At 65.1% G+C, this 14302-nt stretch carries 12 protein-coding genes; 8 read left to right on the forward strand and 4 right to left on the reverse strand.

All coding sequences use genetic code 11. The annotated features are described in order from the left end of the window. Positions 1 to 33 precede the first annotated feature (33 nt). The gene (locus tag JOE69_RS16615; RefSeq protein ID WP_309800653.1) at positions 34 to 2163 is read right to left on the reverse strand and encodes a protein kinase domain-containing protein; all 2130 of its coding nucleotides are present in this window, start codon (positions 2161 to 2163) and stop codon (positions 34 to 36) included. A 99-nt stretch (positions 2164 to 2262) separates the two neighbouring features. Then, positions 2263 to 3660, reverse strand: a complete 1398-nt coding sequence (locus JOE69_RS16620) for a LysM peptidoglycan-binding domain-containing protein (protein WP_309800655.1) — start codon at positions 3658 to 3660, stop codon at positions 2263 to 2265. Between the two features lie 217 nt (positions 3661 to 3877). Here JOE69_RS16620 and JOE69_RS16625 point away from each other — a divergent pair, with 217 nt between their 5' ends. Beyond that, positions 3878 to 4276, forward strand: coding sequence for an Rv2175c family DNA-binding protein (locus JOE69_RS16625; RefSeq protein WP_374709725.1), 399 nt, complete (start codon positions 3878 to 3880; stop codon positions 4274 to 4276). 28 nt (positions 4277 to 4304) lie between these two features. Here the strand turns inward: JOE69_RS16625 and JOE69_RS16630 are convergent, their stop codons facing one another. Further along, complete coding sequence (locus JOE69_RS16630) at positions 4305 to 5384, reverse strand: polyprenyl synthetase family protein (protein ID WP_309800656.1); 1080 nt, start codon at positions 5382 to 5384, stop codon at positions 4305 to 4307. Further along, entirely contained in the window at positions 5381 to 5962 is a 582-nt protein-coding gene (locus JOE69_RS16635) for a hypothetical protein (protein WP_309800658.1), read from the reverse strand. Before JOE69_RS16635 ends, JOE69_RS16630 begins: the two co-directional genes overlap by 4 nt. 46 nt (positions 5963 to 6008) lie before the next feature. On the opposite strand from JOE69_RS16635, the gene dinB reads away from it, so the two are divergent. From dinB to JOE69_RS16670, 7 genes are all read left to right on the forward strand, one after another. Beyond that, complete coding sequence (dinB, locus tag JOE69_RS16640; protein WP_374709726.1) at positions 6009 to 7295, forward strand: DNA polymerase IV; 1287 nt, start codon at positions 6009 to 6011, stop codon at positions 7293 to 7295. Positions 7296 to 7506: 211 nt separating this feature from the next. Next, entirely contained in the window at positions 7507 to 7875 is a 369-nt protein-coding gene (locus JOE69_RS16645) for an SCO2097 family morphological protein (RefSeq protein WP_296361393.1), read from the forward strand. 545 nt (positions 7876 to 8420) lie between these two features. Then, positions 8421 to 8852: a division/cell wall cluster transcriptional repressor MraZ gene (mraZ, locus tag JOE69_RS16650; protein WP_296361394.1), complete on the forward strand. Its 432-nt coding sequence runs from the start codon at positions 8421 to 8423 to the stop codon at positions 8850 to 8852. Between the two features lie 160 nt (positions 8853 to 9012). Continuing rightward, positions 9013 to 10017, forward strand: a complete 1005-nt coding sequence (gene rsmH, locus JOE69_RS16655; RefSeq protein ID WP_309800660.1) for a 16S rRNA (cytosine(1402)-N(4))-methyltransferase RsmH — start codon at positions 9013 to 9015, stop codon at positions 10015 to 10017. Further along, positions 10014 to 10715: a cell division protein FtsL gene (gene ftsL / locus JOE69_RS16660; protein ID WP_309800662.1), complete on the forward strand. Its 702-nt coding sequence runs from the start codon at positions 10014 to 10016 to the stop codon at positions 10713 to 10715. Before rsmH ends, ftsL begins: the two co-directional genes overlap by 4 nt. Positions 10716 to 10769: 54 nt before the next feature. After that, entirely contained in the window at positions 10770 to 12605 is a 1836-nt protein-coding gene (locus JOE69_RS16665; RefSeq protein ID WP_484793085.1) for a peptidoglycan D,D-transpeptidase FtsI family protein, read from the forward strand. Between the two features lie 70 nt (positions 12606 to 12675). After that, complete coding sequence (locus JOE69_RS16670; protein ID WP_309800664.1) at positions 12676 to 14301, forward strand: UDP-N-acetylmuramoyl-L-alanyl-D-glutamate--2,6-diaminopimelate ligase; 1626 nt, start codon at positions 12676 to 12678, stop codon at positions 14299 to 14301. Position 14302: the final 1 nt, after the last annotated feature.

Genomic DNA, 14302 nt, shown 5'->3' on the forward strand with positions numbered 1-14302 from the left:
ATCGGAAAGGCAGGAGGCTATCTGAAACGGGGATCAGACCACGGTGAGGTTGATGACCGTGCCCTCGGGGACCGAAGTGTTGACCGGATCCTGGGCCCGTACCGTGCCGAAGAACCCGCCCAGGACCTCAGTGATCTTGTAGGGCAGGTCGAGCTTCTTCAACTCGTCGATCGCCTGCTGCACCTGTTTGCCCACGAAGCTCGGCACGGTGACCATTTTCGGACCCTTGGAAATCACCAGGGTCACCTGGCCACCCTTGGTCAACGTGCCGCTCGCCGGAGTCTGCGAAACTACCGCGCCGGCCGGGACTTTCGCGTCATTGACCTGCTCCGGAGCCACCGCCGGCACCAAGCCGGCATCGGTGATGGCCTTGACCGCGGCGTCCTGGGTCTGCCCGACGACGACGGGCACCGGAATCGGTTGCGGACCTTGGGACACGACGAGATTGATCTGGGTTGCGGCTCGTTTCTGGGTTTCGGGTGCCGGGTCCTGGCTCAGCACCTGCCCCGCTGGCGCCTGCTCATCGTATTTCTGCGTCACCGTGCCCAGCGCCAGATGATTGGCGTTGAGCGCGGTTTTGGCGGCGTCCAAGGTGCCGCCGACCATGGCCGGCACCGGATAGAGCGTGGGTCCCTGGGAAACCAGCAAAACCACCGACAGGAACTTGCGCTGCTGGGTCTGCGCCGGCGGTTGGCTGCTGACCACGTTGCCTTGGGCGATGAGCTCGTCATTCACGTTCTGCGTGGTCGAGGCGAAACCCAGGCTGCTCAATTCGGCTTGCGCCTGCGAGACGGTCTTGTCTTTGAGGTCGGGGACCGTGGCCAGGGCACCGGGCCCCATGCCGAAGAACCAGCCCGCAGTGGCCCCGAGCAGGGCCAACAGCAAAATCAGCACCAACCAGATCAGGCCCTTGCGCCGGGTGTTCCCCTTGCGCAGCGTGGCCACCGGGGTGGCGGCGTTGCGAGCCGCATCGCGGGCCGCGAGCTTGTCCGCCTTCTTCTTCGCGGAGCGTGCCGCCCGGGGCGCGATCCGGGGCGCCTCCCCAGTGTCCACGGTCAGCGGGGGAGTCCGTTCCAGCATCGCGGTCGGCTGCACCTGCCGGTCGAACACCTCGGTGTACTGCCCCGCGGCGTCGTTGCGGTCGGCGACCAGTTCCGTCGGCCGCGACTGCGGGTCCAGAGCTTCGGTCAGATCGGTCGGGTCCACCGGTCGGGCCGAAGCCACCGGCCGGGTCAGCGCCGACGTCGGCGGGAAGGCCGGTGGGGCGGGCAGGCCTCGGCGGGTACCGGGGCCGAAGTCGAGTTGGGCATCACTGAGCGAGGTCCGGATGTGCCGGATTTCACCCAACAGCGCGCTCGCGTCGTGCGGCCGGCCTTCGGGATCGGATTCGGTGCACCAACGCACCAACTCGTCGAGGTCCGGAGCCAGGCCCGGCCGGACGCTGGACGGCGCCGGCACGGCGGAGTTCACGTGCTGGTAGGCAACCTGGATGGGCACCTCGCCGCGGAAAGGCTGTTCGCCGGTGAGCAGTTCGAAGAGCATGATTCCGACGGCGTAGATGTCGCTGCGCGTGTCTGAAGGCTTGCCCATCACCAGCTCGGGCGAAAGATAGGCCACGGTACCGATCAGAGTGCCGGTGCTGGTCGAAGTGGTGACCGCGCGGGCCAGGCCGAAATCCGCTACCTTGATCCGGCCGTCGTCGGCGATCAGGACATTTTCCGGTTTGATGTCGCGGTGCACCAGGCCGGCGCGGTGCGCCGCGGCCAACCCGTCCACGACCGCGTCGAGGTAGGCCAAGGCCAACCGCGGAGTCAGCGCGCCCTGGTCGTTGAGCACATCGCGGAGGGTGTGCCCGGGCACGTACTCCATGACCAGGTAGGCGAGCTGCGCGCCGTCGCGCAGCTCTTCGCCCTGATCCAGGACCCCGACGACGTGCGGGTGGGAGAGCCTGGCTGCGGCTTTGGCTTCGGTGCCCAGCCGGTCCAGGAAAGAGTCGTCCATGCTCAGATGCGGGTGCAGCACTTTGAGCGCCACTTCGCGGTCCAGGCGCAAGTCAGTGGCAAGGTACACGGTGGCCATGCCACCGCGCGCTACCTTGCTCAGCACCTGGTACCGCTGGTCTACCAGTGAGCCCACCAACGGTTCTTGAACCTTATCCTGCACCCTTCGATCCTAGGCGCAGATGCGAAAAGCGCCCGAATCCAACACGGAATCGGGCGCTTTTCGTTATCTTGTCGACCAGGTCGGGCCGGGCTGGGCCAGCTAGCTGAACATCTTCTGCTTGGCCAGAACTTCCGCCACGTAGACCTTGGTGTCCGGGTACATCCCGTAGAGCTTCACCGCAGTCTGTCCCTGGTAGTAGCCGGCAATCGCGGTTTCCAGCGAGGGCGACGTGCGGACCAGGGCGCGGATGATCGCGATCCCGGCGACGATGTTGTCCTGCGGGTTCAACAGGTTCAAGTGCCGGCCCACCAGCTCGGAAGCCCACTGCCCGGACTGCGGAATGACCTGCATGGTGCCGATGGCGTTGGCCGGCGAGACCACATGGGCCTGGAAGCTCGACTCCTGGAGCGCGAAGGCCAGAGCCAATGACGGATCCACGCCCATCTGCGCCGCTGTGCTCGCGACCAGTTGTTTCACCTCGGCGATGCTGGGCAGCGGTGCTGCAGCCAGTGCCGCGCGGTTCAGATTCGCCTGCGAAACCACGGCCTCGGGGTAGGTGTAGTTGCCGAATGTGCTCGGCCCGGTCGCCGGGGCCACCGGGGTGATGTTGCTGGCCGCCACGGCGGCGCCGGGGATGGTCAGTTTCTTGCCCGCATAGATGACGCTGTTCATGCCCAGGTTGTTGGCCCGGAGCAGCTCGCCGAGGCTGACGCTGTTCCGGGCGGCGATCGAGGTCAGGGTGTCGCCGGGCTTGATCGTATAGCTGCCACCGGCCGGAGCCGGAGCCGGAGCGGGGGCGGTGGTCGCCGGCGCGGGTGCTGCCGGGGCCGGTGCGGCGGGAGCCCCCGCGCTGAGGCTGAGCACCTGGCCGGGACGGATGATGCTCATCACACCGAGTCCGTTGAGCTTGAGCACATCGTTGACGTTGAGCCCGTTCCGCGCGGCGATCGCGCTGACCGTATCGCCGGCCCGGACCGTGTAGCTCGCGCCCCCGGTGCTGGGGGCGGCCGGAGCCGGTGCCGCGGCCGTGCCGCTGAGCTTGATTTGCTGGCCCGGGAAGATCAAGGAGTTCGCGCTCAGCCCGTTGAGTTTGAGCACATCGTTGACGTTGAGCCCGTTCCGCGCGGCGATCGCGCTGACCGTATCGCCGGCCCGGACCGTGTAGCTGCTGGCCGCAGGGGCGGCAGGCTTCACCGAGCCGGTGAAGGTCGGGACCAGTCCGGCCACTTGCCCGGCAGGTACCACCGAAGCTTGGCCGCGGTTCGCGATGGCTTTGGCGACGGCGTTTTTGACCGCGGCGCTCAACGAGGCCGGAGCAGAGTTCGCGGGGTTGGATCCGGTCCGTGGATTCTGCGGCTGATTGCCGGCAACTGCATTGGCGGGCTGCGCCAATGCGAGTGAGGAGAGCATGATGACGGGCAGAGCTGCCGTACTCACGGCGGCAAGCTGCTTTGCTTGCCTGCTCGCCCCGGGTTTGGGCTGGCGGGGGGATGTCATGGGCGATCCTCATCGTCAGTGGCTAAAGTTGCCAGAGTTGTCTATGTTTCCTATGTGACTAATGTGAATTTACACGATTTTTCGATTATCACAAGTGGCCCTGAATACTAGGTATTTGGATTTTCCGCGTGTCGCAAAATGTGGTATCCGGTGATTCAGCCGGAACGGATCGTCGGCAATGGCCGGCAAGAGGCCGAAAATATGGCAGTCTTGTCTGGTGAGTACTGCAGAAAACCCTGAATCGAACCCGGCGGAAACCCAGCATTCCCGGGTGGAAACGCTTGTAGGGCAATGGTTGCCGTTGCCCGACGTAGCGGAGCTTTTGGACGTTTCGATCACCCGGGTGCACAGTCTGATCGATGAGCGCGCGGTGTTGGCCTTGCGCATCGGGGAACGGAAAATCCGATCGATACCGGCGGAGTTCTTCGCCGAGAACCGGCCGCTGGACAGTTTGAAAGGAACTTTCGCGGTTCTTTTGGACGCCGGTTATTCCGATGACGAGGCGATCGCCTGGTTGTTCACCCCGGACGATTCGCTGCCCGGGCGTCCGGTCGATGCGCTGCATGCCGGACGGAAGACCGAGATCCGACGTCGGGCCCAAGCACTGGCCTGGTGACCCGGCCTGAGCTGCCCCACGGGGCAGCTCAGGCGCTGCGCTGGACCGCGGCCTGAGCCATGGATTGCAGCGCTTGGCCGCTGAGCGGATCCAAAGGCAGGGCAGACAAGGCTGAGAACGCCGCATTGCTGTAATCGTCGATGAGCGATTCGGTGGCATCCACCGCGCCGCAGCTTTGCATGATCTGCCGGACGCGCGCGATATCGGCTTCGCCCAAATCCGGAATGCCCAGACGCTGGTCGACGAATTGGGCGTCGTCCGGCCCGGCCAGCCGCAGCGTGTAACCGATCAAAACCGTGCGTTTGCCTTCCCGGAGGTCGTCGCCGGCCGGTTTGCCAGTGGTCGCCGGATCGCCGAAGACCCCCAGCATGTCGTCCCGCAGTTGGAACGCTTCGCCCAGCGGCAACGCGAAATCGGAATAGCCACGCAACAGGCTTTCCGGCGCCCCGGCCAAGGCCCCGCCGAGAACCAGGGGGTGCTCGGTAGAGTATTTGGCCGATTTGTACCGGATGATCGATTGCGCCCGCTCCACCGCGTTTTCGGGTCCGCGCGAGGGGCCGGCTACTTCTTCCAGGATGTCCAGGTATTGGCCGGCCATCACTTCGGCCCGCATCGTGTTGAACACCGACCTGGCGCGCTTCGGCTCGGGCACCTGGAAACTGGCGAACACTTCTTCGCTGAAGGAGAGGCAGAGATCGCCGGCCAGGATTGCCGCCGCATGGCCGAACCGCTCCGGGTCCAAGGCCCAGCGTTGCCGCTGGTGCAGCTGGCTGAATTGCCGGTGCACGCTGGGTGCGCCGCGCCGGATGTCCGAGCGGTCGATGATGTCGTCGTGGATCAAGGCCGCGGCCTGGAACAATTCGAGGGCGGCGCCTGCGGTGGTGATCGGGGTGGTCGGTGCCGGGTCGCCGCCGGCTCCGCGCCAGCCCCAGTAGCACAACAGTGCGCGCATCCGCTTGCCGCCGGTGACCAGGCCCGAAATCGTCTCGATCAAGGCTTGGGCGTCGCTGGAGATCACCGCCAGCTCGGAGCTCTTGACCGCCAGGAAGTCCTGCAGCTCCTGATCCAGTGCGCCGGTGTAGTCGGCCTGGTCCTGTTGAATGCTCACTTGAGGGCGGCTTGGGCGACGTTGGCGCCCAAGGTGAAGGTGTTCAGACCGTTTTCCGAGGTGATCGACAGGCTGATCGTCTCTTTTCCGTCACTGCGGACGAAATCCTTGCTGAGCAGACCGCCCGAGGCGTCGCCGGCCAGCAAGCTGAAGCCCTGATCCGTGAAAGCCTTGGTGTAGAAGGCCACGATGTCGTCGTTGCTGGCGGTGGTGGTGGCGACGAGCGATGCCGCGGCAGGGTCTTTGCTCTTGTCGAAGGCGCTCTGCTTGACTTGGGCTCCGGTGAACAAAGGCAAGAGCGTGCTGGGGAACCCGCCGACCAGATTGCCGACGGTCGAGGTGGCTTGGGCGGAGGCGGTGCCCGGGGTGGACTCCGACGGCGTCGCCGGGCTGCTCGGCGAATCGGCAGACGTCGTGCTGGTGCTGGGCTGCGGCTGCGGTTCCGCGGTGCTGCAAGCGCCCAACGCCGCGATGCAGAGCAAAGCCCCGGCCGCAATCGAAAGGGTCTTCGTGGTCGATGTCTGCGGGGTCCTGGTCTTCGCGGGCGCTGCCGGCGAAGCCGCTGGGCGTTCAGTCATGGTTTCCAGTCTAACTGTCGGTGCCTGGAACTATCATGGAGTTGCTATGGCCCCCGGTGCAATTGACCCCCAGGAGCCCGGTGGCGGACTACCGGCCGGGCGCGATTTCCAGGCTGCTCCGGGCCGGGGGGAAACTCCTCAGCAGCATGCCGATTGCGGCATCCTGCACGTTGACATGGATGCCTTTTTCGTGGCGGTCGAACAGCTGGAACGGCCGGATCTGGTCGGCAAACCGATGATCGTCGGATTCCCGCACGGGCGCTCGGTGGTGCTTTCGGCCTCCTACGAGGCGCGGGCTTTCGGTGTCCGTTCGGCGATGCCGATGGCCGCGGCGATCAGATTGTGCCCGCAGGCGGTGATTTGCGAGCCTCGGCACCAGCGGTACTACGAAGTGTCCAAGCAGCTGATGGCGATCTTCGAATCGATGACCGACAAAGTGGAGCCGCTCAGCGTGGACGAGGCTTTTTTGGACGTTTCCGGAGCCCGGTTGCGGCTCGGTTCCCCGCTTGAGATTGCGCGGTTGATCCGGCGCCGGGTCCGGGCCGAACTCGGGATCACGGCGTCGGTCGGCGTGGCCGCGAGCAAATTCGTTGCGAAAATCGCGTCGACCCGTTGCAAACCGGACGGGCTGCTGCTGATCCCGGCCGAGGAGACCGTGGCCTATTTGCACACCTTGCCGGCCCAGGCGCTGTGGGGCGTCGGCGCCAAGACCACGAAAGTGCTGGAAAGCCGGGGCATCCACACTGTGGAGCAGATCGCCAAAACCCCAGTAGCGCTGCTGCGCCGGATGCTCGGCGCCACGGGCGAGCACGTGCACCGGCTCTCCTGGGGGATCGATCCGCGTCCGGTGACTGCGCTGCGGGTGGACAAAAGCATCGGGGCGGAGGAGACCTTCGGCGAAGACACCACCGACGATGTGCTGCTGCACCGGGAATTGCTCCGGCTCGCGCACCGGACCGGGAGCCGGTTGCGGGCTGCCGGCTATTCCGCCCGAACGGTTGCGATCAAACTCCGCTATGAGGACTTTTCCACGATCACCCGCTCGCGCACGGTTCCGGTTCCGGTGGACAGCGCGCAATTGATGTACCAGGAAGCGGTGAAGCTGTTGCGAAATCTGGGTGATCGTCCGATGGCGGTGCGGCTGATCGGCTTGCGTGCGGAAAATTTGGAATCCAGCGCGCAGGCCGCAGTGCAGCTGAGCTTCGAGCGCAGTGAAGACAATTGGCGCAGCGCCGAAGCGGTGATGGACGCCGTCGGCCACCGCTTCGGCGCCGAGCAGGTGGTTCCGGCCCGGCTGCTGCGCAAGGCCCCGCCAAAGCTTACCGATGGGTAACGACTGCGGGTAGGAAGGCTTCCCGGCTTTCGGTTCTCAGCCAAGAAGCCTATTCTTAAAGGTACGACGACGATGAATCGCTTCCGCCGGCAGTGCGAGTGTGAAGTCCGAGTCAACACTGGGAACCAGAAGCATGCCGCGGTTCGTTGGGTTGGTTGAGGCCGAGCCAATGGCAAGGCGTGATGACGGCATTGACCTGAAGGAGGTCGTGATGCCCCTGTCGGAGCACGAACAGAGGCTGCTCGATCAGTTGGAGCAGCAGTTGCATGAGACCGATCCGAAGTTTGCCAGCGCGCTCGGAAACGATCGCGCCCGGACGCTGTCCACCAGGCATATCGTCTTCGGCGTCCTGATCAGCATCGTCGGCATCCTGGTGTTGCTCCTGGGCGTCGGCATCCAGCAGATCGTGGTCGGCGTGCTCGGATTCCTGGTGATGGGCGTCGGCGTTTATGTGGCGACCGTCCGCAAGGGAACGGTCAAAACCCCGGCTTCTGACGACGGCGCGAAAGTCGGCAAGGCGAAGAGCGGGTTCATGAGCAACCTCGAAGAGCGTTGGGACGAACGGCGTCGTGGCGAGTAGCCGCGATTGTGCTGATTGACGATCGAAGCCCTGCAGTAGTCTGCGGGGCGGGCGGACCGGCTCGGTAGGAGAGATTCGGTCCGCAGGATAGGCCCCGGTAGCTGCCGGGGCTTTTTTGTGCCCGGAAACCGGGGCGAACCGGAGCGCCCCGCGTTGCGCGTGGCAACTCCCGGGTGAATGCCTGAGCTAGCCAGCCGGAATCGGCATCGACCCGGGCGACGGCTTCCGGACTTGAGCCGCAGTATTGCCTCCACTTTCCTCCACGCTGGCTGGACTGTGCCGCAAAACAACTGGACTGTGCCGCCAAAAACTAAGCGCATGGCGGAACGCGCGGGATCCGAGCTCCGTGGCGATGCGTTACAGCGGGTGTTGGTCAAATTTCCCTCCACTTTCCTCCCTGTGCAAAAAGTCCCTAGAAATAAAGGGAAAAGAAGTGAAAATTTCGGCGACACACAGGAATGAAAGCCAGACGCGCGTTGACGGTGGTGGATTGTGGAGTAAAGTGGAGCGTGTAAGAGGGCGGTGGTGAATCGGGAGGTGGCGAGGTGTTCCTTGGGACTCACTCACCGCGCCTCGATGAAAAAGGGAGGTTGATCCTCCCCGCCAAATTCCGGGATGAGCTCGGCAACGGTTTGGTCCTCACCCGAGGGCAGGAACGTTGCATCTACGTCTTCAGCCAGCGGGAATTCGAACGAGTGCACGAGCAGATGCGGGAGGCCCCGATTTCCTCCCGGCAGGCACGCGATTACATTCGGGTTTTCCTTTCTGGAGCGTCGGACGAAATGCCGGACAAGCAAGGGCGGGTCACGATTCCGCCGGCGCTTCGGGCGTATGCCGGCTTGGACCGGGAGTTGGCCGTGATCGGCGCCGGCACCCGGGCTGAAATCTGGGATGCGGCAGCCTGGAACGACTACCTCCTGGAGAAGGAAACCGCCTTCTCCGACACCGACGACAACGACATACCCGGAATCTTCTGACGGATCTTGGATGAGATCTCCAGCCGCCCGGCCCCTCCTGACGCACCTTCCCCGGTGTCAGGCGGAGCGCATGGTGCGGAGGGGGATCTGGTCCAAGAACCACAGACGGGCCGGAGAGCTTCGCATCAGACCGCAGGGAACCAGGCAGGGGAGAGCAGCAGTGGCAAACACACCACCGCCCGAGGCGTCTTCCCGGCATGTACCGGTGCTGCGGGACCGTTGCGTCAACTTGCTCGCGCCGGGCATTGAATCCGCGAATGCGCAGGGCCGCCGCGCAGTGGTCATCGATGCCACGCTGGGCATGGGCGGGCACAGCGAGGCCCTGCTGCAGCGCTTCGAAGAACTCCACCTGATCGGCATCGACCGGGACCTCCAAGCCTTGGATCTCGCCGGTAGCCGATTGCAGGAATTCGAGGACCGGACCGATTTGGTGCACGCGGTCTACGACGAGATTGCCGAAGTGCTCGAGGATCTCGGCATCGATCCGATCGGCGGCGTGGACGGGGTCCTGATGGATTTGGGCGTGTCCTCGTTGCAGCTCGACGAAGTGGACCGGGGTTTCGCCTACTCCTATGACGCTCCGCTGGACATGCGGATGGACACCAGCCGGGGCCAGAGCGCTGCCGAGGTGGTGAACAACTATTCGGAAGCGGAGCTGGCCGCTTTGATCCGCCGCTGGGGCGAAGAAAAATTCTCCGGCCGGATCGCCAACCGGATTGTTGCGGCCCGGGCGGATCGTCCGTTCCGCACGACCGCGGAATTGGTCGAAGTCATCCGGCAGGCGGTGCCGGCTGCGGCCGCACGCACCGGCGGGCACCCCGCGAAACGCACCTTCCAGGCGCTCCGCATCGAAGTCAACGAAGAACTCGTGGTGTTGGAGCGGGCAGTTCCCGCCGCCGTCGACGCCCTCGGCATCGGTGGCCGGGCGGTGGTGATGTCCTACCACTCTTTGGAAGACAAGATCGTGAAGAAGGTCTTCAGTGCCGGAGCGACTTCGGCGGCGCCTCCGGGGTTTCCGGTGGAGCTGGATTCGCAGAAGCCGGACCTGAAGATCCTGACCAAGGGCACCGAAGTGCCCACTGAGGCCGAAATAGCAGAAAACCCCAGAGCCGCGTCGGCGCGGCTGCGGGCAGTCGAACGAATCCGGCAGAGGAGAACCCCATGAGCGCCGCCGCACAGAACGCAGGCAATGCCCGGAAGGCGTCATTGAGCGCTGTCGTGGGCAACACCGCGCGCAAATTGTCCGGGGACAATCTGCCCGGCCGCCCGGGTGCGGGCGCCAAACGGGAACGCACTCCGTTGTCGGTCGTGGCCGGGGCTCCGGCCCGGCGGACCGTGCCGTTCGCGGTTTTCTGCCTTTTGGCCCTGGTTGCCGCCTTGGCCACGGTACTGGTGCTGAACATCTCGGTTTCTTCCAGCCAGTACGAACTGGTGAAGCTGAAAAATGACCAAAGCAGCTTGAACAAGACCAACCAGGATCTGACACAGCAGCTGCAAAATGCCCAGGCTCCGCAGAATCTGACCAACAAGGCGCGAGAATTGGGAATGGTCAGCGCGGCGTCGACGGGACAGATCAATGTGGACACGGGAACAGTTGCCGGGAATCCCAGCCCGGCAGCAGCGGCGGACAAGCCGCTGCCGATCATTGCCGCGCCGGCGCTTCCCGGAACCGCGGGCAACCCCGCAAATCCGGGCAGTGCCGGGAATCCGGGAGCTGCTGCCAACTCGGGCGCTCCCGCGGGCCAACCGGCCGGAACTCCCAGCGGCCAACCGGCCGGCACGACACCGCCGGCCGCTGCAGCAGCACCGCCGGTGGAACTGTACGGCGGAAGCATTCCGTCGCCGCTGCAGAAGGCTCCTTGATTCCGAGACCAACCCAAGCCATGAACCCGATGTGAAATGTAATGAGGACTTTCCGTGCCAGGACAGCTGAACGGCGCCCCGCAAGCGAGTAAGCCGAAGAAAATCCCGCCGGCGAAGCTCTCCGCCAAGGCGAGACGGAGGCTCCGCTTCGGCTTGGGCTTCATGCTCGCCCTGCTGCTGCTGATCTCCGGCAAGCTGGTGTTGGTGCAGGGCCTGGACCTGGGCGGCTATGCCCAGGCCGCGACCAATCAACTCACCGAGACGCAGACGCTTGCCGCGAACCGCGGCCAAATCGTCGATGCCAACGGCAAGGTGCTTGCGCAATCCGTGGTGCGTTACGACATCGTGATCGATCAGGTCAACAACGTGGCCGGCGATCCGTTCAAGCGGGTCAACCAGAGCAAACAGGTCACCGAAGAGATCAGCCGGGACCAGGGGTTGAGCGAACTCGCCGATGCGCTCGGCATGAAGCCCGAAGACGTCCGGACCCTGGCGACCGGTACCGCGAAATACCAAGTGTTGGCCAAAGCCGTCACCCCGGAGGTGGAAGCCAAGGTCGCCGCGCTGCGGGTGCCCGGCGTCGCCTCGGTGCCGATCGAGCAACGGGTCTACCCCTTGGGCCAAGTGGCCGGGAACATCGTGGGTTACACCGGGGAAAACAGCGACAAACCGGGTGTCGTGGCCGGCAACGCCGGAATCGAACAGACCTTCAACGAGCAACTGACCGGCCAAGACGGCTCCCGGACCTATCAGCGAGGCCGGGACGGCATCATCATTCCGAGCGCCCCGGCCCAGGTCAAGCCGGCGGTCGACGGCCAGACCGTCAAGCTGACGATCAACAGCGACATTCAGTATCTGGCCCAACAGGCGATCCGCAACCAGGTGCAGACCCTGAATGCGCAATGGGGCAATATCGTGGTGGTCCAAGTGAAGACCGGCAACATCATCGCGATCGCCGAGGACACCACGGTCGACCCCAACAACCCCGGAGCCACGGCTCCGGAGTCCAGGGCCTCCCGAGCAGTCACCAACGCGATCGAGCCTGGATCGACTGAAAAGTCGGTCACCGCATCGGCAGCGATCGAGGAAGGCAAGGTCACCCCGGGAACGCAGTTGACGATTCCGCCGACGTTCACGATCGACGGGCAGACCTTCACCGATGCGGAGCCGCATGGCACGATCAACCGGACTTTCGCCGGGGTGATCGGGGAATCCCTGAATACCGGAACCGTGATGGTGGGATCGCAATTGACCCCGCAGCAGCGCTACGACTATCTGAACAAGTTCGGCGTGGGCCAAACGACCGGAATCCCGCTGCCCGGTGAAGCCCAAGGCATTTTGGCCACTCCGGACAAATGGGACGGGCGTCAGCAGTACACGGTGCTCTTCGGCCAGGGTGTGGCGCAGACTCCGCTGCAGACCGCGATGATCTACCAAACCATCGCCAACAATGGCGTGCGCTTGCAGCCGAGGCTGGTCGATTCGGTGACCGATGCCAACGGCAAGGAGACCAAAATGCCGGGGGCCGCGGCCACCGACGTGATTTCACCGAGCACCGCCCAGCAGATGCGGGACATCTTGGAAGGCGTTGCGACGCAGTATTCCTACAACAAGCTCGGGATCCCGGGTTACCGGGTCGGCGGCAAGACCGGCACGGCGGAGTCTCCAGGGGCGAATGGCGCCTTCGACGGCTATACTGCTTCTTTTGTCGGTATGGCTCCGATGGAAGATCCGGAATACGTGGTCCTGGTGACCGTGCAGCGGCCGCAGGGGAACATTTTCGGGATCACCCAGGGGCCGGTGTTCGACCAAGTGATGGGACAGGTGTTGCAGGACTATTCGGTGCCGCCCTCGACCACGCCGCCGGTGAAATTGCCGCAGACATGGTGATCTGCATGCCCGGGATCCAAGGATTCCGGGCAACGGGCCACCAGAACGAATTCCAAAGAAAGTAACCGCAGTGACCGAAAGCCAGCCGCCCTCCGGCGGCACTCCGTCATCCCCGCAGCGCAGTGCCCAGCGGCCGAGCGCCGTGCTACCGGTCGAGGTGGCCGAACTGGCGGTGTCCATCGGCCTGGTTCCGGATGCCGGAGCCGGCCGGGTCGAAGTCACCGGCATCAGCTTGGATTCGCGCACCGTGCAGCCGGGCGATCTTTACCTGGCCCTGCCCGGGGAACGGGTGCATGGCGCCAGTTTCGCCGCCGCTGCCATTGCGGCAGGAGCAGCGGCTGTGGTCACGGACGAGGAGGGTGCGCAGCTGCTGGCCGCAGTGCCGCCGGTTCCGGTACTCGTGGTCGAGAACCCGCGTTCGGTCGCCGGCGGTTTGGCGCAACGGATCTACCGGCATTCCCCGGTGGAGCTGTTCGGGCTGACCGGGACCAACGGCAAGACCACCACCAGCTATCTGATCCGGTCTCTGCTGGCTGCCCTGGGCCGGGGCAGCGGGCTGATCGGCACGATCGAGACCCTGGCCGGGGATACCGCGGTGCCCGCGACCCTGACCACCCCGGAAGCCACCGATGTGCATGCCTTGATTGCCCTGATGGCCGAAAAATCGCTCGATGCGGTGGTCATGGAAGTGTCCTCGCACGCCTTGGCGTTCGGCCGGGTCGATGGGCTGGTGTTCGACGTCGCCGGATTCACCAACCTCACCCAGGACCATCTGGACCTGCACGGCACGATGGAAGCGTATGCCGCGACCAAAAGCCGTTTGTTCAGCAAGGCGCACAGCAGGACGGCGGTCGTCACCGTCGACGACGCGTGGGGCCGGTGGATCGCCGATGCGGCCGAGGTCCCGGTGCTGACCCTGCAGACCGAACCCGCGGAAGCGGGCCCGGCCGACTGGCGGGTGGAAAGCGCGGTGCCACAAGGGCTGGGTTGGCAGATCGAACTGCGCGCCGACGCCGCGCAGGGTGAGGACCGGAGCTTCCGTTTCCGGACGTCGTTGCCGGGCCGGTTCAACATCGCGAACGCGGCTCTTGCCGTGTTGATGGTCTTCGCCTCCGGGGTTCCCGCCGAGCAGTTGCAACGGGCCCTCGACGAGCAGGATCCGCTGAGCATCGACGTGCCCGGTCGGATGCAATTGATCGGCCGCGAGCCGGTGGCGGTAGTGGACTTCGCGCACAACCCGGATGCGCTGCAACGGGCCATGGACGCGGTACGGCCCAACCGTCCGGGCCGGCTGATCACGGTCTTCGGGGCCACCGGCCAACGGGACCAGGGCAAACGTCCGATCATGGGCGCCCTCGCGGCGCGCGGCTCGGATGTGGTGATCGTCACCGACGACGATCCGCACGATGAGGACGCTTCGCAGATCCGGGAGCAAGTGCTGGCCGGTGCTCTGGAGGCTGTCGCGACCGATGCCCCCGACACACTTCTGGAAACGGTCGCGCCGCGGGCGGCCGCGATCGAGCGCGCCGTGGCCATGGCCGGCCGGGCAGACACGATTCTGATCGCCGGGCGGGGGCACGAGCACTGGCAAGAGGTGCGCGGGGTGAACCTGGCCCTGGACGACCGCCAGGAGCTCAGAGAGGCTTTGCTGCGGCACGGATTCACCCCCGAACCGGTTCCCGGGATAGAGTCCTGAA

Source organism: Arthrobacter russicus (genome assembly GCF_031454135.1).
GTDB lineage: Bacteria > Actinomycetota > Actinomycetes > Actinomycetales > Micrococcaceae > Renibacterium > Renibacterium russicum.

Coding starts and splice junctions, on each gene's coding strand:
- JOE69_RS16635 (WP_309800658.1), bottom strand. CDS start 5,962: ATGACTGAACGCCCAGCGGCTTCGCCGGCAGCGCCCGCGAAGACCAGG.
- JOE69_RS16620 (WP_309800655.1), bottom strand. CDS start 3,660: ATGACATCCCCCCGCCAGCCCAAACCCGGGGCGAGCAGGCAAGCAAAG.
- JOE69_RS16645 (WP_296361393.1), top strand. CDS start 7,507: ATGCCCCTGTCGGAGCACGAACAGAGGCTGCTCGATCAGTTGGAGCAG.
- ftsL (WP_309800662.1), top strand. CDS start 10,014: ATGAGCGCCGCCGCACAGAACGCAGGCAATGCCCGGAAGGCGTCATTG.
- dinB (WP_374709726.1), top strand. CDS start 6,009: ATGGCCCCCGGTGCAATTGACCCCCAGGAGCCCGGTGGCGGACTACCG.